Raw genomic sequence first — 21,427 nt, 5'->3', positions numbered from 1 at the left:
ACGCGCATGCCGCCGGTTCGCGGCTCTGACGGTTACCATTCGTGCCTCGGTACTGTTTGAGTACCAAGAGCATGCTGGTGCACGCGACGCGCCGCAGGCAATAAGGCACTTTTCGATGCCCCGGTTCTCTGGAGGTAACCATGGACGTGGCACACGGCGATCCGCGGCCGGCGGCGCGGCCCAGCGACGCGTGCCGGACCCGCGTGGTGCTCGACATCGTCGGCGACAAGTGGTCGCTGCTGGTCGTGCGCAATCTCAGGAACGGACCGCGCCGTTTCACCGAGCTCAAAAAGGCCATTGACGGAATCAGCCAGCGCATGCTCACCGTGACGCTGCGCAGCCTGGAGCGTGACGGAATCCTGACACGCACCGTCCACAACGTGATGCCCCCGCATGTCAGCTACGAGCTCACCGAGATGGGCATCACCCTGCGCGAGGCCACCGCGCCCCTGCTCGAATGGAGCGTCGCGCACCTCGCCCGGATCGACGATGCCCGCGCCGCCTACGACGCCCGCACGGACACACCAGTGGCCTCGTAGCGGACGGCGAGTCGATGTCGCCCGGCAACCCCACCTTGCGTGACGGTACGGCTACGCGACAGGCCCGGCAATGGCTTTCGCGTAAGACCCCTGCCCGCCGGGGAGGTGACGTGGTGATACCCCCGGCCTGGGCGGCGAGAAGGCGTCGCAGGCTAGGTCGTCTCGTCGGCCGACCGGGATCGTGGGGACCTCGCCCCGCTTCGCCGCGTCGTAGGAGGATCCCCAGGCCAGGCCGAGGAAGCCTCCCGCTTCCGGGATGGTCATGGTGGGCTGCGCGCCGGGAGTGGGCGGCGGCCGTTTCCGGGGGTCAGGCGCAGTCGGGGAGGAGGTCGTCGGCCTCGGCTTCGGACAGGAGGGCGAGGACGCGGCGCATGCCGGTCGGGATGTTGGTGAGGCGGGCGGCGCCGTCGCGGCACAGGCCGGTCAGTATGCGCAGGCCCGCCATGTCGACGAACTCCAGCAGGCCGACATCGATGGTCAGGGTGTCCTCGGCGCCGGTCTGCGCCAGGATGGGGGCGACCGCCGGGATGTTGGTCGCGTCGAGTTCGCCGACCAGGAGGGCTCGGCCGCAACGTGGTGCGGGGGTGTAGGTGATGCGGAGGATGCCGTCCAGGTAGATCACGGCGTCGGCCGACTGGGTCCACACGCGGCACGGACTGGTGTGGCGTGTGACAACCATGATTCTCCCCTTGCTCGCGGATGGACGTCTGACTAGCGGTGCCCAGCGTACGTCGGAACAGCGATACATGAAAAGTGTTTCCGATATAGTTCTTCTCCTGACGCCGCCACCGCGGAGCGCTGCCGCTTCGCCCTGCAGGAAGATGTGACGTGGCCAGCACCAGCCCCGACCGGCAGTCCTCCTCCTGGACCTTCCTGACCCACCACGCGCGGGTCCTGCTGGAGGTCGCCCGCGACCCGCAGGCCCGTCTGCGCGACATCGCGGCGGCCATCGGCATCACCGAGCGGGCGGCCCAGGGGATCGTCTCCGACCTGCACGAGGCGGGCTACCTGACCCGCTCCAGGATCGGCCGCCGCAACCACTACACGATCAATCCCGGCCGGTATTTCCGCTATCCCACCGAGGCGGACGTGCCCATCGGCGTGCTCCTGGACATCTTCACCCGTCACCAGCACGCCGGACGATCCGGCACCGAGCATTGAGGCGGTTGCCTTCGTCTTCGGCGGCCTGATCATCGGCGGTGTCCCGGCTGGACGAGACCTGCCGGCGGGGTGTGCGCTCCGCGCCGGTCGATCATCACTGTGTGCGAGAAGCCGGGTACAACGGTCACTCACTGTGCATACACCCGCGCTCAGACAGAACAATTCCTATGATTGTTCACATAGGTCGCTTGAAGTGCATGTGCCCCATCGGCATAGTGGACGCACCATAGGCACCAGCCGTAACGGGCAGTGTCGGGGGCGGCTCAGGGCTCACGACTGCCCGATTGCACCACCACGAGCAAAATTGGACATGATGGATGAGTTCGCCCCCGCCGATTCGGTCCAAGCTGCTCCGGATTCTGCTCCTGCCGTTGATCTCCATGGTCGCCTTGTGGGGATTCATCACGTACTCCAGCGTCGCGGAGATCGCCACGGTCTCGCAGGCGCAGGACCGCTGGGAGGCCATCGGCTCGCCGGTGCTGCAACTGATGGTTGAGTTGCAGCGGGAGCGCCAGTTGTCCGCGGAGGCGCCGCGTGGTACCGGCTCCCACGCGCCGCTGGCCGAGCAGCGGCGGGTCACCGACGGCAAGGCCGAGCGGTTGCGCGACGTGATCGGCACGCTGGACCTGGAGTCGGCGGGCGCGGAGACCCCGGCCCAGGTACAGGCCCTGGTACGGGCGCTGGACGGACTCCAGGCGCTGCGCGCCTCCGCCGACTCGGGCGGGCTGACCCCGCCGATGAAGATCATCGCCGCCTACGACGGCCTGATCGACGTCGCGAACAAGCAGTTGGGCGACCAGGCGCCGCCGGTCGAGGTGTCGGCCTACCGCGCGATACGCGGCATGGCGGCCTACACTTCGAGCGCCGAGTACCTGGGCCGCGAGCATGCGATCATCACCAGCACGATCGTGCGCGACAAGATGACCCCCATCGACCGCGCCGCGTTCGTGGCCGCGTTCAACAGCCGCCGGACCATCTTCGCCAACGCCGAACGCGACGCGAGCCCCGAACTGCGGGCGAACCTCGACGAACTGGTGCGCAGCGACCCCTACAAGCGGCTGCTCGCGGCCGAGGACGAGCTGTTCGCGTGGGACACCAGCGGCTACGCGCCGCCGGTGGACCCCGCCCGGTGGAAGAGCGACGCCGGCCACATGCTCGACGTGATCAACCGCGGCACCCAGCGCGAACTGGTCCGCGTCATGGCCGAGACGCAGGCGCAGAAGACCGCGGCCTACTGGCGGGCCGGCCTCGTCGTGCTGCTGGGCCTGGCCGCCGTGGTCGTGTCGATCGCGCTGTCCTTCCGGTTCGGCCGTTCGCTGATGGCCGAGCTGCGGCGGTTGCAGGCGTCGGCGACGGAACTGGCCGAACAGCGGCTCCCCAGGCTGGTGGAGCGGCTGCGCCGCGGCGACGACGTGGACCCCGCCACCGAGGCGCCCGCCCCCGACCGCGCCGACACCGCCGAGGTGGACCGCGTGGTGCAGGCGTTCTCGGCGGTACGGCGTACCGCGGTGGAGGCCGCCGTCGGCCAGGCCACCCTACGCAAGGGCGTCTCCCAGGTCTTCCTTAACCTGGCCTGGCGCAACCAGGCGCTGCTGCACCGCCAGCTCGCGCTGCTCGACACGATGGAACGCCGGGTGGAGGAGCCGGAGATCCTTGAGGATCTGTTCAAGCTCGACCACCTGACCACCCGCATGCGACGCCACGCGGAGAACCTGATCATCCTGTCCGACTCGGCCCCCGCGCGCCGGTGGCGCGACCCGGTGCCGGTGTTCGACGTCATACGCTCGGCGGTGCTGGAGGTCGAGGACTACACCCGCGTCACCATCGCCCCCATGCCGAACGCCCCGCTGCTGGTGGGCGCGGCCGTCACCGACGTGATCCACCTGGTCGCCGAGCTGGTGGAGAACGCCGCCGTCTTCTCGCCCCCGGACACGATGGTGCAGATCCGCAGCATGACGGCGGCCAACGGATTCGCGCTGGAGATCGAGGACCGGGGGCTCGGCCTGAACCAGGCCACCCTCGACGACCTCAACGCCCGGCTCGCCACCCCGCCGGAGTTCGACCTGGCCGACAGCGACCGGCTCGGCCTGTTCGTGGTGTCCCGGCTGGCGGCCCGGCACGGCATCAAGATCATGCTGCGGCGCTCGCCGTACGACGGGACCACCGCGATCGTGCTGCTGCCCTCCGCCCTGCTGGCCGAGACGGAGGCGGTCGCCGGCCCGCCGTCCGAGACGGACCACGCGGCGGTCGCGCGCACCGGCGGGCGGGTGCTGCGCGCGCTCGGCACCGCGGCCGTGGCCGTCGCCCCGGACCGGCCGCCGGGCCCGCGCCCGGCCACCGGTGAGCCCGGACCGGACGGGACCGCCTGGTTCGAGGCCGGGCCCTCACGCCCCCAGCGGCGGCGCCGACCGGCCCCGGCCCCCGCGCCGGTGCCGCCTCCCGCCCCTGCGAGCGGGTGGAGCGTTACCGTGCCCGCCCAGGAGGCCGACGCGGACCTCGACGGGCTGCCCATGCGGGTCCCCCAGGCCAGCATGGCCCCCCAGCTTCGCGCCGCCCGCCCAACGGAACGGCGGGCGGTCTCCGTGCGCTCGCCTGAAGAGCTCGCCCAGTTGATGTCCTCCATGCAACGCGGCTGGCAGCAGGGCCGGCGTCAGGCCGAGCAGGGACAAGATGCGCGGAACGGAAAGGACGACCATCCCGATGCCCGACCCCAGAAATGAACTGAGCTGGCTGCTCGACGACCTCACCCAGCGCGTGCCCGGCATCCGGCACGCCATCGTGCTGTCGGCCGACGGGCTGGCCATGGGCGGTTCCCGGGAGCTCACCCGAGAGGACGCCGAGCACCTGTCGGCCATCTCCGCAGGCAGCCACAGCCTGGCGATGGGCGCGGGACGGCACTTCGCGCTCGGCGGCGTACGTCAGACGATCATCGAGATGGAGGGTGGCTTCCTGTTCGTCACCGCGGCCGGGCAGGGCGCCCGGCTGGCCGTACTGGCCGCCGCCGACGCCGAGCTGGGCATGGTCACCTACGAGATGGCGCTCCTGGTCAAGCGGGTCGGCGAGCACCTTTCCACGCAGCCGAGGGGAGCGGCGCCGGCACCCGCCTGGAACGGCGGGAGACCGTGACAGGCGAGGATCCAGGGCCGCTGATCCGGCTGTTCGGGCTGACCGGGGGCAGGGCGCGCCCCCAGGGCGAGGCGTTCGACCTGGTGGCCATCGTCCGGACGGTCGGCGGCTCCTACGAGCCCGCGGACCTCATTCCGGAGCATCGCGCCGTGCTCTCGCTGTGCCGCAGGCCGACACCGGTGGCGGACGTCGCGGCCCACCTCGCACTGCCGCTCAACATCACCCGGGTCATCCTGAGCGACCTGCGGCGCGAGGGTTTCATCACCATCGAGCGCCCGCGTCCCGCGACGCAGACGATCGACGAACGTATCTACAGGGAAGTGCTGCATGGACTACGCAGCCTCTGAGCCGGGCACGACCGCCGTCGCCCCGGCCTTGGCCATCAAGATCCTCATCGCGGGCGGCTTCGGCGTCGGCAAGACCACCATGGTCGGCACGATCAGCGAGATCCGGCCGCTGCACACGGAGGAACTGCTGAGCGAGCGGGGCGTCGGAGTGGACGACACCTCGGGCGTGGAGGCCAAGATCACCACCACGGTGGCGCTGGACTTCGGCCGGATCACCATCCGTGAGGGGCTGTGGTTGTACCTGTTCGGCACGCCGGGCCAGGACAGGTTCTGGTTCATGTGGGACGAACTGGCCCTGGGCGCGCTCGGCGCGGTCGTCCTGGCCGACACCCGGCGGCTACAGGACTGCTTCCCGGCCGTGGACTACTTCGAGCAGCGCGGCATCCCCTTCGTCGTCGGCGTCAACTGCTTCGACGGGGCCCGCCGCTACGACCCGGCCAAGGTACGGCGGGCGCTGGGCCTCGCGGGGACCATCCCGGTCGTGCTGTGCGACGTACGCGAGCGCGTGTCGGTCAAGGAGGTGCTCACCACCCTCGTGCGGTACGCCGTGGAGGGCGGCCAGGCCGTTTCGTCACACCTCGCCTGAGGGCGGACCGCCGCGAGGTGGCGCGGCGGTCCGCCAGGCGAGCCCTGCCGTCGGGTCCGACCCACCAGACCTCCAAGGTGTCCGGCCTGCGGGAGACGGAGGTGGGCCCGCCGGTGGTCGAGGCGCCAAGCGCGAAAGTCTCGCCCGGCTTTGCGGGTTGCGGGCGGGCCGCGGTGTCATGGCCGTGCGCCGGGATTCATGCGCGCCGTCGCGGGTCTGTCAACGATCGAGGTTCCCCGGGCGTCGATTACTGAGGGAGGCCCGATGGAAGTACTCGACGGCCTGGAGAAGGACACGCTGGTGGAGCTTCTTCTCATTGAGGCCCTGCACCACGAGGCGGAACGCCTCACCGCCTGAGCGCCTCGCTGCTCCGGCGGCGGAGCAGCGAGGCCGGGTGACGCCACTCGGCTCGACGGGAGTGTGCGGCGAATCCTTGAGCGTCGGATCGCCGCCGGGTGACGACTACCGGACGCCCCCGTTCGTCTTTACCTTCCCGGCCACGGTACGAAGCCGCTGCGCGATTTCACGACGTCCGTGCGGGTGTCAAGGTCACGTCCACGGGAGCGCTGCGGCGGGCGACGGGGGGCGATGCCAGAATGATGGCGATATGTCAGCCACGTCGCCGTTGCGCCTGCTGCGGGCCGCCGCCTTCGCCGCGGTCTCGGTCGTGCTCGGCGTCGGCGCGCACGCGTTCGCGGGCGGGGCGGTCTCGGCGCTGTCGGCGTTCGTGGCGCTGCTGTTCTCGTTCGGCCCGGCGCATGCGCTGGCGGGGCGGGAGCGACCGCTCGGCGTGATCCTGCCGACGCTCGCCGCCTCGCAGGCGGGGCTGCACGTACTGTTCTCGGCGGCGCACGCCATCGAGCCGCCGGCCGCCGCCCACGGGCACGCCCACTCCGCCGCCATCACGATCGACCTCGGCATGCTGGTCATGCACGGCTGGGCGGTCGTCCTGGCGGCGATCTGGCTGGCCCGCGGCGAGGCACTGCTGTGGGCGCTGATCCGGCGGTTCGCGGTACGGCTCGCGCCGGTCCTGATCGTCTCTCCCGTCCCGTACGGCCGGCCGATCGCGTTCATCCCGGCCGAGCACCCGGTGCCCCGGTACTCGCTCCGGCTCGGCCACGGCATGGGCCGCCGCGGGCCCCCTGGAGCCCTTCGCACCGTGTCCGCCTGATCCGGCCGTCCGCCGGGCCGGGTGTTCCCGATTCTCGAACGCCCCTGCCCGGCAGGGGTGCCCCCGGCGTGCGCGAAACGCCCGCCGGGCTCGAAGCAGTGCCATGGCACCAGTACCGGCGCAAGCCGGATAGAAGGGCTCAAATTCATGTTCTCGCGTGTCACCATCGCCACCGTCGGCCTGGCCGTCGCCGCGCTCACCACGGCGTGCGGTACCACCCAGGCGGCCCCCGCGTCCGCCCCTGCCTCCCAGCCCGCGTCTGCGCCCGCGTCCAGCGAGGCCCCGGGCGCGGCGCTCAGCATCACCGACCCGTGGGTCAAGACGGCGGGCAAGGGCATGACCGCCGCGTTCGGGACCCTGGTCAACAACAGCGGCGCGGACATCACCGTCGTCGCCGGCAGCACGCCGCTGTCACCGAAGGTCGAACTGCACGAGGTCGTGGAGTCGAAGGGCAAAATGATCATGCGCCCGAAGGAGGGCGGCTTCGTGATCCCCGCAGGCGGCTCCCACCAGCTCACGCCCGGCGGCGACCACATCATGCTCATGGACGTCGCCGAGAAGGTCGAGCCGGGCGCCGAGGTCCCCTTCACCCTCACCCTCCAGGGCGGCGGCACCTTCTCCTTCACCGCCGTGGGCAAGGACTTCGCCGGAGCAAAGGAGAACTACCAGCCGGGCATGGAGGGGATGAACGAGGGCGACGGCCATGAGTAACCCCCCAGAGGCCCCCGGCCGGCGGGAGGCCGTTGCGGGTGTTCGGGCCGGGGTCAGCCGGCGCGGTGTTCTGTACGGTGGGGCCGCGGCGGTGGCCGGGGTGATGGCCACCGCCGGGCGGGCGACGGCCGCGCAGGCGGAAAGTACGCCCGACGGTACCGCCGTCGAGGCGTTTCACGGGCCGCACCAGGCGGGGATCGCCACTCGGCCGCAGGCCCATGCCGTCTTCCTCGGCCTGGACCTGCGGCGGGGAGCCGACCGGGACAGCGTCTCGCGGATGATGCGGCTGCTCACCGACGACGCCCGCCGGCTCACGCAGGGCCGGCCCGCGCTGGCCGACACCGAGCCGGAGCTGGCGGCGCTGCCCGCCCGGCTCACCGTCACCTTCGGCTTCGGCCCCGGGCTGTTCGCGGCCGTGGGCGGCGGGCCCGGCCGTACGCCCCCGGTCAAGGACCTGCCGGCCTTCAAGATCGACAAGCTGGAGGACCGCTGGAGCGGGGGCGACCTGCTGGTCCAGATCTGCGCGGACGACCCGCTCACCGTGGCGCACGCACTGCGCATGATCGTCAAGGACGTGCGGTCGTTCGCGACCGTCCGCTGGACCCAGCGCGGATTCCGCCGGGCCGCGCACACCCAGCGGCCCGAGCTCACCCAGCGCAACGTGATGGGCCAGCTCGACGGCACGGTCAACCCCGCTCCCGGCACGCCGGACTTCGAGCGCGCCGTCTGGATCACCGGCGGCGGCCCGCTGCACGGCGGTACCACGCTGGTCCTGCGCCGGATCCGCGCCGAGCTGGAAAGCTGGGACGCCGCCGACGTGGTGGCCAAGGAGTTCACCGTCGGACGCCGCCTGGACACCGGCGCGCCGCTCACCGGCAGGCAGGAGCACGACGAGCCGGACTTCGCCCGGCTCACCGCCGCCGGGCTGCCGATGATCTCGGAGTACGCCCACATCCGCAGGGCCCGGGTCGAAGATCCAGGGATGCGGATCTTCCGCCGGGTCTACAACTACGACGAGGGCGTCTCCGCGCGCGGCAGCGCCGACTCCGGGCTGCTCTTCGCGTCGTACCAGGCCGACATCGACCGGCAGTTCGTGCCCGTCCAGCGCCGGCTGGCCGAAGCGGACCTGCTGAACGAGTGGACGACCCCGATCGGCTCGGCCGTCTTCGCCGTGCCGCCGGGCTGCGGCCCGGACGGCTGGATCGGCCAGAGCCTGCTGGCCTGACCCCGGCGGGGCTCCTCTCCCACCCGGGGAGGGGAGCCCCGCCGATCAGCGCGCGGTGGCGGCCGTCTCCGGTACGGCGTCCTCGTCCGGATGGTCGAGAGGGTGGGCGATCTCGTCGGCGGGCATGCGGGCCAGCAAGATCGCCGCGATCGCGATGGGCAGCGGGAGCAGGCCCGCGATCACGAACGTCGGGGTCAGGCCGACCGCCTCGCTCACCGGACCGGCGAGCGCCATCGAGATCGGCATGAAGACCAGCGACACGAAGAAGTCGAGGCTGGACACCCGCCCGAGCAGGGCGGGCGGCACCCGGCGCTGCAACAGCGTGCCCCAGATCACCATCGGGGCGTTGAACAGCGCGCCCAGCACGAACGCGGCCACCACGATCAGCCAGATCTGGTTGGCCACCCCGATCAGCACGAACGGCAGGCAGGCCAGGCCCCACATGACGTTCATCGCGGTCAGGTAGCGCCTGGGCAGTTTGCGGGAGGCCATGATCAGGGACGCGAGCGCGCCGCTGACGCCGAAGGCGGCCATCACGATCGCGTGGTCCTTCGGGCCGCCGCCCGCGCCGTCCTTGACCGCGAACGGGATCAGCACCTCGATCGGTCCCATCACCAGGAGGACCATCAGCGCGGAGAAGATCAGCGTGGCCAGCAGCCAGGGCGTCTTCAGCATGTAGACGAAGCCCTCGCGCAGGTCGGCCAGCATCGAGCGGACGGGATGCCCCTCCGCCTCGGCGCTGCGGTCGCGCCGCAGCGCGACCGGGCGGAGCAGGATCAGGAAGGCCATCGCGGCCACCTGCGCGACCGCGCCCACGGTCAGCGCGGCGGCGGGGGAGTGGGCCGCGACCATCAAGCTGGCCAGCGCGGGGCCCGCCGCCTGGAGGACCACCGGCCGCAGCATGCCCTCGAAGCCGTTGGCGGCGAGCAGGTGGCTCGCCGGGACGATCGACGGCAGCATCGCGGAGTAGGCGGGGTAGTAGAAGCCGCTGCCCAGGCCGCGGATCAGCGCGACGGCGGCCAGGTGCCAGATCTGCACGACGCCGAGCAGCGCGAGCACCGCGATGGCGATGGCGGCGGTGGCCAGAACGGTCTCGGTGACCAGCAGAACGCGGCGCTGTGGCACGCGGTCGGCGACCACGCCGCCGAGCAGGGCGGTCGCCACCATGCCCACGGCGGTGCCGGTCGAGACGATCGACAGGTCGACGGCGCCGCCGCCGAGCGCGATCACCTGCCAGACCATGGCCATCAGCCACAGCCCCTCGCCCAGGAGGGAGGCCGTCAGGGAGCCGGTGAGCAGGCGGTACTGGCCGTGCTGGAAGGGACGGAACGGGCCGCGCAGCCAGCGTGCGGTGCCACCACCGTCGGCGACTGTCGGTTCGGTCATGAAGGGGCCTCCGGCAAAACGGCCAAACGGGGCGGCAATGCCACCCAAGGTGGACAACATGACAATGGCCCCAACATAGAGCAGGCCACCGACATATTCCGGCACCACCACCACGGCCCCCGGGCGAACCCGCCCGCCGGCCCGCCCCGAGACCGTCGCATTGGCCCGAGGCCGGGCGTTTCAGGGGCGACCGGTTGACCGGTCGCGGGGCCGTGGGGTCGGGACCTGGGCGGCGGTGGCGGCCGGAGCCCAGAGTGAGGGCGCCCGCCGGCCTGCCTCGGCCGGAGGCCGCCGGACAGGGCCGTCGCATTGGACCGTGGGCCGAGGCCGGGCGTTTCAGGGCGACCGTTGGCCGGGCGTGGGGGGCGGGGCGTTGGTTCAGCGGCGGGTGGAGAGGTGGGTGAGGAGGGTGGCGAGGTGGCCGGTGCCGGGGGCGCCGAGGTGGGCGGTGAGGGCGGTCAGTTCGGTGGCCGCGGCGGTGGAGAGCCGGTGGTGGGCGTCGTATCCGCGTTCGGACAGGAACACCAGTACCCGGCGCCGGTCGGTCTCGTCGGCCCTGCGGTAGACGAGGTTGTCCGAGACCATCCGGTCCACGATCTTGGTGAGCGTGGGCGGGGCCAGCAGCGCGTGGTCGGCGATCTCCGACATGGGGTGCCCCTCGCCGTCCGCGAGCAGGCTCATCACCCGCCACTCCTCCACGGTGCCGCCCGCCGCGCCGAGGGCCGCGGACAGCCGCGCGGTGACCCGCCGCTCCGCCAGGGTGAGCAGGCGGGGCAGGTCGAGCCCGTGGGCGGTGGCGCCCGTCGGTTCCGGGGATTCGGTCGTCGTCTCCATCGGTGACTCGAAGATTACCGTTCGGTGGGGGAAGATTCCGGTACTAATACCAAGTATGGTCGCATCATCCGGGGCCATCGACGTCGCTCTCCTGGTACCGCTGCGCGGGCCGGCGGGGATATTCGGCCCGTCCTGCGAGCTGTGCGCCAGGCTGGCGGCCGAGGAGGTCAACGCGGGCGCGGGGGTGCTCGGCCGGGAGATCAGGCTGATCACGGTGGACGGCGGCGCCCCGCCGCACCAGGTCGCCGACGAGATCGACCTGCTGGTTTCCGGCGGCGCGGTGGACGCCGTGGTGGGCTGGCACATCTCCGCGGTGCGCGAGGTCGTGGCGCCGCGGATCGCCGGGCGCGTGCCGTACGTCTACACCGCGCTGTACGAGGGCGGGGAGCGGGCGCCGTGGGTGTTCCTGACCGGTGAGACGCCCGCCCGGCAGCTCCGGCCCGCGCTGCGCTGGTTCCACACCGAGCTGGGCGTGCGCCGCTGGGCGATCGTGGGCGACGACTACGTGTGGCCGCGCCGGTCGGCCGCCGAGGTGCGGTCCTATCTCGCCGAGCTGGGCGGCACGCTGACCGACGAGATCTACGTCAGGCTGGGCACCGGCGACTTCGGCGGCGTGCTCGGCCGGCTGCGCGCCACCCCCTGCGACGCGGTGCTGATGCTGCTGGTGGGCGATGACGCGGTGGCGTTCAACCGGCAGTACGGCGCGGCGGGGATCGACGCGCTGCGGTTCAGCCCGCTGATGGAGGAGAACATGCTGCTGGCGACCGGCAGCGGCGGGACGCGCGGGCTGTTCGCCGCGGCCGGCTACTTCGCCGCGCTGCCGACGGCCGCCGGGCTCGACTTCGACGCCCGCTACCACCACCGCTTCGGGATCAGGGCGCCGATGCTGAACAGCCTGGGGGAGTCCTGCTACGAGGGCGTCCGCCTGCTGGCCGAGCTGCTGCGCAGGGCGGGGGAGCTGAGCGCGCGGCGGATGCTGGAGGTGTCGGAGGGGCTCGGGTACGACGGGCCGCGCGGCTCGGTACAGGTCAGGGCCAGGCACCTGGAGCAGCGGATGTTCCTCGCGGTCGCCGACGACCTGCGCTTCGACGTGATCGCCGACCTCTGAACTCGGACGCGCGCCCCATTGACGATTGCTTCGCCGAAAAATAGTTTTCTGATGAAGCAATACTGGGGAGGTTGATGATCGTGGCGACGTATCCCTACCGATGTGCCGTGTGTGGTCCGTTCGAAGTACGGCGGCCGATCGGCGAGGCGGCGGCGACCGAGGAATGCGTCGGCTGCGGCGAGCCCGCCGTGCGCGTCTACACCCCGCCGCTGCTGGCGCGCACCGCGCCCGCACTGGTGAGGGCGCTGGACGCCGCGCAGGCGAGTGCCCACGAGCCGCAGGTCACCCAGCGGGTTCCGGCGCGCCCCAAGCGCGCGACGCCCCCGCCCGACCCGCGTTGGGCCAAGCTTCCCCGACCCTGATCTGACGGGAGACTCTGCCATGCCCGAAGTCGTCTTCAGCGTCGACCAGGCGCGTTCCATGCGCGACCAGGCCGCCCCGGGTCACAACCGGTGGCATCCCGACATCCCGCCCGCGGTCACGGTACGGCCGGGCGCGGAGTTCCGGGTGGAGTGCCGCGAGTGGACCGACGGCCAGATCGGCAACAACGACTCCGCCAACGACGTACGTGATGTGAACCTGTCGGTCTGCCACATGCTCAGCGGCCCCATCGCGGTGGAGGGCGCGGAGCCGGGCGACCTGCTGGTCATCGACATCCTCGACATCGGCCCGGTGCCGCAGGCGGCGGGCGGCCTCCCCGGCGAAGGCTGGGGCTATACCGGGATCTTCGCCAAGCAGAACGGCGGCGGCTTCCTGACCGACCAGTACCCCGACGCCTACAAGGCCATCTGGGACTTCCACGGCCAGCAGGCCACCTCCCGGCACATCCCCGGGGTCAGGTTCACCGGCATCACCCACCCGGGCCTGTTCGGCACCGCTCCATCGCCGGACCTGCTGGCCCGCTGGAACACCCGCGAGCAGGCCCTGATCGACACCGCCCCGCAGCGGGTGCCGCCGCTGGCGCTGCCCCCGCTGGGCGAAGGCGTGCTCGCCGGGCCGCTCGGCGGCCAGGACCTGGAGCGCGTCGGCCGCGAGGGGGCCCGTACCGTGCCACCCCGCGAGAACGGCGGCAACCACGACATCAAGAACTTCAGCCGGGGCGCACGCGTCTTCTACCCCGTCTATGTGCCCGGCGCCCTGTTCTCCGGCGGCGATCTGCACTTCAGCCAGGGCGACGGCGAGATCACCTTCTGCGGCGCCATCGAGATGGGCGGGTTCATCGACTTCCATGTCGACCTGATCAAGGGCGGCATGGCGAAGTACGGGATCACCACCAACCCGGTGTTCCTGCCCGGCAACGTGGAGCCGCGCTACTCGGAGTTCATGTCGTTCATCGGCATCTCCGTCGATCACGACACCGACACCAACTACTACAACGACGCCACGCTCGCCTACCGCAACGCGTGCCTGAACGCGATCGAGTACCTCAAGACCTTCGGCTACAGCGGCGCGCAGGCGTACCTGCTGCTCGGGGCCGCGCCGGTGGAGGGCCGGGTCAGCGGGGTCGTGGACATCCCGAACGCCTGCTGCACCCTCTACCTGCCCACCGAGATCTTCGACTTCGACATCCGCCCGACCGCGGAGGGCCCGAGGAAGGCCGACCGAGGCTCCTGCGCCACCAGTGGCTGACATGTCCGACTACGAGATCTTCGAGCTGGGGGACTTCACCTTCCTCAGCGGCGCGACCCTGCGGGGGGCGCGGCTCGCCTACAAGACGTACGGCGAGCCGTCCCCCGCGAAGGACAACGTGATCGTCTACCCGACCTGGTACTCCGGGCGGCACTGGGACAACGAGTGGCTGATCGGACCGGGGATGACCCTGGACCCGGAACGCTACTTCATCATCGTGCCCAACCAGTTCGGCAACGGCCTGTCCAGCTCGCCGAGCAACACGCCGGAGCCGTACGACCGGGCCAGGTTCCCGCGCGTCACGATGTACGACAACGTCGCGGCCCAGCACCGGCTGGTCACCGAGCGGTTCGGCGTGCAGCGCCTGGCCCTGGTGACCGGCTGGTCGATGGGCGCGGGGCAGACCTACCAGTGGGCGGTCAGCCACCCGGACATGGTGGAGCGGATTGCGCCCTTCTGCGGCTCCTCGCACACCAGCCCGCACAACAAGGTGTTCCTGGAGGGCGTGCAGGCCGCGCTCACCGCCGACGGGGGCTTCAACGGCGGCTGGTACGGCGAGCGCCGGCTGACCACCGGCCTGCGGGCCGCCGCCCGCGTCTACGCCGGATGGGGGTTCTCCCAGGCGTTCTACTGGCAGCACCTGTACGAGCGACTGGGTTACACCTCCCTGGAGGACTTCCTGGTCGGTTTCTGGGAAGGCTTCTTCCTCGACGACAGAGATCCCAACAACCTGATCACCATGCTGCGCGTCTGGCACGCCGCCGACGTGGGGCTGACCCCCGGCTTCAACGGCGACACCGAGGCGGCGCTGGCCTCCATCAAGGCCAGGGCGCTGGTCATGCCGGCGGAGAAGGACCTCTACTTCCCGCCGGAGGACGAGGCGTGGGCCGTGGAGCGCATCCCCAACGCCCGGCTCCGGGTCATCCCCGGCGTCTGGGGGCACTTCGCGGGGCACGGTAGCAACCCCGAGGACGTCCGGTTCATCGACGAAGGGCTGCGCGAACTGATGGCGTCATAGCGCGGGAGCGGGGGCGGTCACGGTGTACGCCGGGGCCGCCTCTCCTTTTCGCCATAGGGCGATATACCAAAAGAATAGATGGTAGGCAAGAAAAAGCACCGTCCGTACACTGTGCCACACCAACCGTAAAAACCACATGAAAAAGGATGGAGCACCACAGTCACCCCCATTTAAGGAGCCCACTGTGACCATCAGACGAGTCGTGTCGCACGTCGCGCTCGCCGTCTGCGCCGCGGCGGCCGTGATCGCCGCCGCCTCCCCGGCGACCGCGCAACCGGGCGCGAACCGTGCCGCGTTCACCATCACCAGCAGCGCGTTCGCCCAGGGCGGGACCATTCCCATCGTGCACGAGTGCACCAGCGCCAGGCCCCCGGACGCGCGTAAGAAGAACGAGTCCCCGCCGCTGTCGTGGTCCGGAGCCCCGGCGGGCGCGCAGAGTTACGCGATCATCATGCGCGACCTGAGCAACAACAATCTGCTGCACTGGATCATCTACGACATTCCGGTGAGCACGACGTCGCTTCCGCAGAACGTCGCCCACCTTTACCAGCCACCGGTGCCTCCCGGGTCCAGGCAGATCTACTACCGCGGCAGTGCGAGCCTGTGGGGCTACCAGGGGCCGTGCTCGCCCAGCTCGATCAACACCTATGAGTTCAGGGTCCACGCGCTCAACCGGGCGACCCTGACCGAACTCAACGAAAACTCCTCGATCAGGACCGCGGCGCAGGTCATCGCCAACGCCTCACTCGGCTCGGCCAGGATCACCGCCCTGTCGTGAGGCTCGCGGAGCGCCGGAGACCCGCGCGGGACCGGGGCCGCCGCTCTGGGTGAGCGGCGGCCCGGCCCCGTTGGGGGCGGCACCCGCGTGGGTGATGCCGATCCTCACGCCGCGCGGTGGTGGTTCACCGCACGCCGCGAAGCATGTTCAAGCCGTATTGTCTCGATCACCGACCGTCACCGTCAAGGGGCGTTCATCCGAGGCCGGCCGCCGGGGCCATCAGCATGACGCCCGCCACGATCACGATCGCGCCGATCAGGTCGAAGACCAGCCCCGAGCGCACCATCCGGGTGATCGGCACCATGCCCGAGCCGTACACGATCGCGTTGGGCGGCGTGGAGACCGGCAGCATGAACCCGAACGACGCGCCGAAGACCGCCGCCAGGGCGGGGACGAGCGGCTCGACCCCCGCGGCGGTCGCGATCGGCAGGATGATCGGTACCACGACCCCCACGCTGGCCGTGTTGCTGGTCGTCTCGCTGATCACGATGGCCACCAGGGTGGCCAGCAGGGTCAGCCCGAGCAGCGAGGAGACGCCGAGCAGCGCCGCGGCGTTGCGGCCCATCGTCTCGGCCAGGCCGGTCTCCGACAGGAGTTTGCCCAGCGCGATGCCCGCCCCGAACAGCAGGATCGTGCCCCAGTCGATGCGTACGGCCTCGTTCCAGGTCAGCGTGAAGCGGCGGGCCCGCCAGTCCACCGGCAGCACGAACAACAGCGCGGCGGCCACGATCGCGACGACGCCCTCGTCCACGCGGGCCAGCACGGCCCTGTAGACGGCCGACTCCTCGCCCGCCACCAGCGCCACGACGCCCGGCGTGATCCACAAGGCCACCGCGACGCCGAAGGCGATGAGCGTGTTGCGCTCCCCGGCCGACATCCGCCCGAGCCCGGCGCGCTCCGTGGCGACGTACGCGCCGGCGCCCTCGATCCGCCGGGTCTCGGGCCGGTTGAGCCACAGCAGTACCACCGACAGCACCGCGAACATCGCCAGCACGATGGGCGCGGCCATGACGACCCAGGTGAAGAACGGTATCCGGGTGCCGGTGGCGTCCTCGATCAGGCCGCGGCCGATCAGGTTGGGCGGTGAGCCGATGGGCGTGAGCAGCCCGCCGATGGACGCCGAGTAGGCCAGCATCAGCATGATCGCGGTGGCGAACCGCAGCCGGCGCGGGTCGGTGCCACCGGCCACGAACCCCGACAGCGTCGCCACCACGCCGAGCGCGATCGGCAGCAGCATCGCGGTGGTCGCGGTGTTGGAGATGAACGCGCTGAGCGCCATCGTGGCCAGCCCGAACGCGATCACCGTGCGATACGTCGAGCCCGCCACGCCCGGCAGCGACAGGATCCAGAACGCGAACCTGCGGTGCAGTCCGTGCCGCATCATCGCCTCGGCGATCACGAAGCCGCCGATGAACAGGAAGATCGTCGGGCTGGCGAACGCCCCGAAGACCTCGGCCGCGGGGGCCACCCCGAGCAGCGCGCACAGCGCGAGCCCGAGGGCGGCGGTGACCGGGATCGGGACGGCCTCGGTGATCCAAGCCACGATCACCAGGGCCAGGACGGCCGCCAGCTTCCGCTGCGCGTCGGGCAGGCCGGGGGTGGCCAGGTAGACCCCCAGGCCGGCGAGCGGCGCCAGCCAGAGCCCCGCCGTACGGCGGGCGCGCTCGAATCGCTCCTCGGCCGGGCTGAGGGTTTCGCGAATCTCATCGAGTGTGCGGTAGGTCACATCGGCGATCATCCGCCCGCCCGCGCGCCCCGGCAAGCGGAATGTGTCGTGACGCAGCGTCGGCAGGTGGTGGCAATGTGTCCCCGGCGTCCATTAAATGGGTTGATAGGGGGTAATACCCTAGAACGGCGAGAGCGCCCTTCGAGGGGCCGCCGAGGGGGGAAACCAGGCGGGCTCTGCCGCAACGGCCCCGATCCGCTCCCGCCGCACGGTCCTTGATCCGCCCCGGTGTGCGCTGGGCGTGCGCGTGATGTGCGTACGGCCTGATCCGCCCCGGCTTGTGCTCGTCCCGTCCCGTATGGCCGCGATTCGCCCGTCCGTACGGCCCGCGACGCAGCGTCGCGCGGCCCCGACCCCGAACACCCTCGACTGTCCGTGCCCCCTACATCGATGAGGAGTGCCCTGCCCAGCGATGAGTTCCGACAGTAGATCTCCCGCGCCCTCCGTCCCCTCCCTCCCTCCCACCCGGACCCGGCTCGCCGCCAACTCCCTGTGGCGGATGAAGTCCTACCTCCGCCCCTACGCAGGCCGCCTGGTGATCCTCTGGCTGGCCGCCTCCCTCGGCATCGCCACGAGCATCGCCATCCCGCTGGTCGGCCGGGAGGTGGTGGACGGCCCCATCGCCCACCGCGACCCCGGCGGCCTGCTGCCGCTCGGCCTGCTGGCGCTCGGCCTCGGCTGCACCGAGGCGTTCCTCACCTTCCTCCGCAGATGGACCTCCATCGGGCCGGTCCTCGGCCTGGAGACCGCCATCCGCGACGACGTGTACGAGCACATGCAGCGCCTGCCGATGAGCTTCCACGGCCACTGGCAGTCGGGTCAGCTTCTGTCCCGGGTGACCACCGACCTTTCGGTGATCCGCCGCTTCTTCGGATTCGGGATGCTGTTCCTGGTGATGAACATCATCCAGCTCGTCACCGTGACCGCGCTGCTGCTACGGATGCACTGGCCGCTCGGCCTGCTGGTGGCGGGCTCCGCCGTACCGATCGTGATCATGTGCCTGCGCTTCGAGAAGCACTACATCCGCATCTCCCGGCAGGTGCAGGACGAGCAGGGCGACCTCGCCACGCTCGTCGAGGAGGCCGCGCTCGGCGTGCGGACCATCCGCTCCTTCGGCCGCAGGCACCACGCCTACGAAGGCTACGACGAGTCCGCGCGCACGCTGTACCGCAGCGCCATGGCCAAGGTACGGCTGTCGGCCAAGTTCTTCACCTTCCTCACCGTCATGCCGAACGTCACGCTGGCCCTGGTGCTCCTGCTCGGCGCGCTCGCCGTCGGCGCGGGCACGCTGACCCTCGGCACCCTGGTCGCCTTCACCACCCTGATGCTCTCCCTGGTCTGGCCGATCGCCTCGCTCGGCCACATCCTGGCCATGGGCCAGGAGGCGATGACCGCCGCCGACCGGGTGATGGAGGTGCTGGACACCGAACCCGAGATCGTCGGCGGCCCCGCCGCCGTCGAACTGCCCCGCGGGCACCTGCGGTTCGAGGGCGTCGGCTTCCACTTCCCCGGCGAAGAGGACCGGCCGCTGCTCCACGACGTCCGGCTGGACGTACGTCCGGGCGAGACGGTCGCCGTCGTCGGGCCCACCGGGTCGGGCAAGACCACGCTGACCGCGCTGGTACCCCGGCTGCTCGACGTCACCGCGGGCCGGATCACCATCGACGGGCACGACGTGCGCGACCTGTCCCTGCCCGCGTTGCGCTCGGCCGTGGCGACCGCCTTCGAGGAGCCGACACTGTTCTCCATGAGCGTGCGGGAGAACCTCTCGCTGGGCCGCCGCGACGCCACGGAAGAGGAGATGCGCGACGCCCTGGAGATCGCGCAGGCCACCTTCGCCTACGACCTGCCCTGGGGCCTCGACACCCGGATCGGCGAGCAGGGGCTGTCGCTGTCCGGCGGCCAGCGCCAGCGGCTCGCCCTGGCCAGGGCGGTGCTCAGCAGACCGCGCATCCTGGTGCTCGACGACACCCTGTCCGCGCTCGATGTGGAGACCGAGGCGCTGGTGGAGGCCGCGCTGCGCAACGTGCTGCGCGAGGCCACCGGCCTGATCGTCGCCCACCGGGCCTCCACCGTCCTGCTCGCCGACAAGGTGGCGCTGCTGCGCGACGGCACCATCACCCACGTCGGCCGCCACCAGGACCTGCTCGCCCAGGTGCCGGAGTACCGCGAACTGCTCGCGCAGGACGCCGGGCTCGACACCGAGGACCAGCGGGAGGCGCTGCGATGACGGTGACCGAACCCGGGACCGAGCCGGAGTCCGGCGCGGCCGGAAGCTGGCGCGGCGTCGCCAGTGAAGCCCAGGACGAGATCTCCGAGCAGGTCTCCGTGCTGCTGCGGGCCCGTTCCCGGCGGCTGCTCGGCGACCTGCTCCGGCCGCACCGCAGGTCCATCGCCCTGCTCGTGGCGATCATCGTGGTCTCCAACGCGGCGGCGCTGTCCATCCCGTTCCTGGTCAAGATCGGCATCGACGAGGGCATCCCGCCGATGGTGGCCGGGCAGGGGCCGGGGACGCTGCTGATCATCGTCGGCCTGACCCTGGCCGCGGCGGTGGTCCAGGCGCTGACCCGGCGGGCGTTCCTGGGCCTGTCCGGGCGGATCGGCCAGGAGACGCTGCTGGAACTGCGCAGGCGGGTGTTCGACCACTTTCAGAAGCTGTCGATGGCCTTCCACGAGCGGTACACCTCCGGGCGGGTCATCTCCCGGCTCACCTCCGACGTGGAGGCGATCGCCGAGATGCTCGCGTCCGGGTTCGACAGCCTGGTCACCGCCGTGCTGACCCTCGCCGGAACCGCGGTGCTGCTGCTCGTCCTGGACGTCCATCTGGGCCTGGTGGCGCTGCTGCCGCTGCCGATCCTGCTGTTCTTCACCCGCTGGTTCCGCAGGCAGTCCAGCATCGCCTACCGCCGGACCCGCGAGGCGGTGGCGCTGGTGATCGTCCACTTCGTGGAGTCGATGACCGGTATCCGCGCGGTGCAGGCGTTCCGCCGCGAGCCGCGCAACCAGGAGATCTTCGGGGAGCTGAACGAGGGCTACCGCGAGGCCAACGCGTACAGCATGCGGCTCGTCGCGATGTTCATGCCCGGGGTGAAGCTGATCGGCAACGTCACCATCGCCGTGGTGCTGGTGTACGGCGGGTGGCTCGCCTTCGGCGGGGAGGTGACGGTCGGCGTGCTCGCCGCCTTCCTGCTGTACCTGCGCCAGTTCTACGAGCCGATGCAGGAGATCAGCCAGTTCTACAACACCCTCCAGTCGGCGGGCGCGGCGCTGGAGAAGCTGTCCGGAGTCCTTGAGGAGGAGCCCGACGTGGCCGAACCGGCCGCGCCGGTGCCGCTGCCCGAGGCCAGGGGAGAGGTGACCTTCGAGGGGGTGGCGTTCTCCTACGTGCCCGACGTACCGATCCTGCGCAGGCTGGACCTGCGCATTCCGGCCGGGCAGACGGTCGCGGTGGTCGGCGCGACCGGCGCGGGCAAGACGACCGTCGCCAAGCTGATCTCCCGGTTCTACGACCCGACGGCCGGGCGCGTACTGCTGGACGGCGTGGACCTGCGCGACCTCGACGAGACCACGCTGCGCCGCGCGGTGGTCATGGTGACCCAGGAGAACTTCCTGTTCACCGGAACGGTGGCGGAGAACATCAGGTTCGGCCGCCCGCAGGCCGGACGCCGGGACATCGTGGCCGCGGCGCAGGCCATCGGCGCGCACGACTTCATCGCGTCGCTGCCGGAGGGCTACGACACCGAGGTCGGCAAGCGCGGCGGCCGGATGTCGGCGGGGCAGCGCCAGCTCATCGCCTTCGCCAGGGCGTTCCTGGCCGATCCGGCGGTGCTCATCCTGGACGAGGCCACCTCCAGCCTGGACGTGCCGAGCGAGCGCCTGGTCCAGCGGGCGCTGCGGACCATCCTGGCCGACCGCACCGCGCTGATCATCGCGCACCGGCTGTCCACCGTGGAGATCGCCGAACGGGTGCTGGTCATGGAGGACGGCCGGGTGGTGGAGGACGGCTCCCCCGACCGGCTGATCGCCACCTCCGGCCGCTTCGCCGACCTGCACCAGGCGTGGCTGGACAGCCTGGCGTGACG

20 protein-coding genes are annotated in these 21,427 nt (G+C 71.2%); 16 read left to right on the top strand and 4 right to left on the bottom strand.

Translation table 11 applies throughout. The annotated features are described in order from the left end of the window. The first annotated feature begins 140 nt into the window (after positions 1-140). Positions 141-539, top strand: coding sequence for a winged helix-turn-helix transcriptional regulator (locus ACH34R_RS40725; protein ID WP_397566962.1), 399 nt, complete (start codon positions 141-143; stop codon positions 537-539). Between the two features lie 307 nt (positions 540-846). Here ACH34R_RS40725 and ACH34R_RS40720 read toward each other — a convergent pair whose 3' ends face one another. Further along, positions 847-1,218 (bottom strand): STAS domain-containing protein, encoded by a 372-nt coding sequence (locus tag ACH34R_RS40720; RefSeq protein WP_397566961.1) that lies wholly within the window; start codon positions 1,216-1,218, stop codon positions 847-849. Positions 1,219-1,367: 149 nt separating this feature from the next. Between ACH34R_RS40720 and ACH34R_RS40715 the strand changes: the two genes are divergently transcribed. The 8 genes from ACH34R_RS40715 to ACH34R_RS40680 all read left to right on the top strand — a co-directional run bounded on the left by ACH34R_RS40715 (position 1,368) and on the right by ACH34R_RS40680 (position 8,866). Next, positions 1,368-1,700, top strand: a complete 333-nt coding sequence (locus ACH34R_RS40715; protein WP_397566960.1) for a helix-turn-helix transcriptional regulator — start codon at positions 1,368-1,370, stop codon at positions 1,698-1,700. A 317-nt stretch (positions 1,701-2,017) separates the two neighbouring features. Continuing rightward, entirely contained in the window at positions 2,018-4,420 is a 2,403-nt protein-coding gene (locus ACH34R_RS40710; RefSeq protein ID WP_397566959.1) for a nitrate- and nitrite sensing domain-containing protein, read from the top strand. Further along, positions 4,401-4,826, top strand: coding sequence for a roadblock/LC7 domain-containing protein (locus tag ACH34R_RS40705; protein ID WP_111171268.1), 426 nt, complete (start codon positions 4,401-4,403; stop codon positions 4,824-4,826). Before ACH34R_RS40710 ends, ACH34R_RS40705 begins: the two co-directional genes overlap by 20 nt. Beyond that, positions 4,823-5,173, top strand: coding sequence for a DUF742 domain-containing protein (locus tag ACH34R_RS40700; protein ID WP_397566958.1), 351 nt, complete (start codon positions 4,823-4,825; stop codon positions 5,171-5,173). The genes ACH34R_RS40705 and ACH34R_RS40700 overlap by 4 nt, the downstream gene beginning before the upstream one ends. After that, the gene (locus tag ACH34R_RS40695) at positions 5,154-5,759 is read left to right on the top strand and encodes a GTP-binding protein (protein WP_397566957.1); all 606 of its coding nucleotides are present in this window, start codon (positions 5,154-5,156) and stop codon (positions 5,757-5,759) included. Before ACH34R_RS40700 ends, ACH34R_RS40695 begins: the two co-directional genes overlap by 20 nt. Positions 5,760-6,366: 607 nt before the next feature. Next, entirely contained in the window at positions 6,367-6,930 is a 564-nt protein-coding gene (locus tag ACH34R_RS40690; RefSeq protein ID WP_397566956.1) for an MFS transporter, read from the top strand. A 147-nt stretch (positions 6,931-7,077) separates the two neighbouring features. Continuing rightward, entirely contained in the window at positions 7,078-7,641 is a 564-nt protein-coding gene (locus ACH34R_RS40685) for a copper chaperone PCu(A)C (RefSeq protein WP_397566955.1), read from the top strand. Then, a complete protein-coding gene (locus ACH34R_RS40680; RefSeq protein ID WP_397566954.1) occupies positions 7,634-8,866 on the top strand; it encodes a Dyp-type peroxidase in 1,233 nt (410 codons plus the stop codon). The genes ACH34R_RS40685 and ACH34R_RS40680 overlap by 8 nt, the downstream gene beginning before the upstream one ends. 45 nt (positions 8,867-8,911) lie before the next feature. Here ACH34R_RS40680 and ACH34R_RS40675 read toward each other — a convergent pair whose 3' ends face one another. Together ACH34R_RS40675 and ACH34R_RS40670 are read right to left on the bottom strand one after the other, a co-directional pair. Further along, positions 8,912-10,252, bottom strand: coding sequence for an MFS transporter (locus ACH34R_RS40675; protein WP_397566953.1), 1,341 nt, complete (start codon positions 10,250-10,252; stop codon positions 8,912-8,914). A 378-nt stretch (positions 10,253-10,630) separates the two neighbouring features. After that, positions 10,631-11,086, bottom strand: a complete 456-nt coding sequence (locus ACH34R_RS40670; RefSeq protein WP_397566952.1) for a MarR family winged helix-turn-helix transcriptional regulator — start codon at positions 11,084-11,086, stop codon at positions 10,631-10,633. 55 nt (positions 11,087-11,141) lie between these two features. Between ACH34R_RS40670 and ACH34R_RS40665 the strand changes: the two genes are divergently transcribed. The 5 genes from ACH34R_RS40665 to ACH34R_RS40645 all read left to right on the top strand — a co-directional run bounded on the left by ACH34R_RS40665 (position 11,142) and on the right by ACH34R_RS40645 (position 15,619). Continuing rightward, positions 11,142-12,194, top strand: coding sequence for a substrate-binding domain-containing protein (locus ACH34R_RS40665; RefSeq protein ID WP_397566951.1), 1,053 nt, complete (start codon positions 11,142-11,144; stop codon positions 12,192-12,194). 74 nt (positions 12,195-12,268) lie between these two features. Further along, positions 12,269-12,556 carry an FmdB family zinc ribbon protein gene (locus tag ACH34R_RS40660; protein WP_111171254.1) on the top strand — a complete coding sequence of 96 codons (288 nt, stop codon included), beginning with the start codon at positions 12,269-12,271 and terminating at the stop codon, positions 12,554-12,556. 19 nt (positions 12,557-12,575) lie between these two features. Further along, positions 12,576-13,823 carry a formamidase gene (gene fmdA, locus ACH34R_RS40655; RefSeq protein WP_397566950.1) on the top strand — a complete coding sequence of 416 codons (1,248 nt, stop codon included), beginning with the start codon at positions 12,576-12,578 and terminating at the stop codon, positions 13,821-13,823. A 1-nt stretch (position 13,824) separates the two neighbouring features. After that, positions 13,825-14,841, top strand: a complete 1,017-nt coding sequence (locus ACH34R_RS40650) for an alpha/beta fold hydrolase (RefSeq protein WP_397566949.1) — start codon at positions 13,825-13,827, stop codon at positions 14,839-14,841. Positions 14,842-15,025: 184 nt separating this feature from the next. Then, the gene (locus ACH34R_RS40645; RefSeq protein WP_397566948.1) at positions 15,026-15,619 is read left to right on the top strand and encodes a YbhB/YbcL family Raf kinase inhibitor-like protein; all 594 of its coding nucleotides are present in this window, start codon (positions 15,026-15,028) and stop codon (positions 15,617-15,619) included. Positions 15,620-15,812: 193 nt separating this feature from the next. On the opposite strand, the gene ACH34R_RS40640 is transcribed toward ACH34R_RS40645, so the two are convergent. Then, positions 15,813-17,345 carry an SLC13 family permease gene (locus ACH34R_RS40640; protein ID WP_397566947.1) on the bottom strand — a complete coding sequence of 511 codons (1,533 nt, stop codon included), beginning with the start codon at positions 17,343-17,345 and terminating at the stop codon, positions 15,813-15,815. A 412-nt stretch (positions 17,346-17,757) separates the two neighbouring features. Between ACH34R_RS40640 and ACH34R_RS40635 the strand changes: the two genes are divergently transcribed. Both ACH34R_RS40635 and ACH34R_RS40630 read left to right on the top strand, forming a co-directional pair. After that, on the top strand, positions 17,758-19,575 hold the full coding sequence (locus ACH34R_RS40635) for an ABC transporter ATP-binding protein (protein WP_397566946.1): 1,818 nt from the start codon (positions 17,758-17,760) through the stop codon (positions 19,573-19,575). Further along, positions 19,572-21,425: an ABC transporter ATP-binding protein gene (locus ACH34R_RS40630; RefSeq protein ID WP_397566945.1), complete on the top strand. Its 1,854-nt coding sequence runs from the start codon at positions 19,572-19,574 to the stop codon at positions 21,423-21,425. Before ACH34R_RS40635 ends, ACH34R_RS40630 begins: the two co-directional genes overlap by 4 nt. The last annotated feature ends 2 nt before the right edge of the window (positions 21,426-21,427 follow it).

The sequence above is a fragment of the Spongiactinospora sp. 9N601 genome (assembly GCF_044326295.1).
Lineage (GTDB): Bacteria > Actinomycetota > Actinomycetes > Streptosporangiales > Streptosporangiaceae > Spongiactinospora > Spongiactinospora gelatinilytica.
The sequence above is the reverse complement of the archived record's forward strand: the minus strand, read 5'-3'. Positions and strand labels throughout refer to the sequence as shown.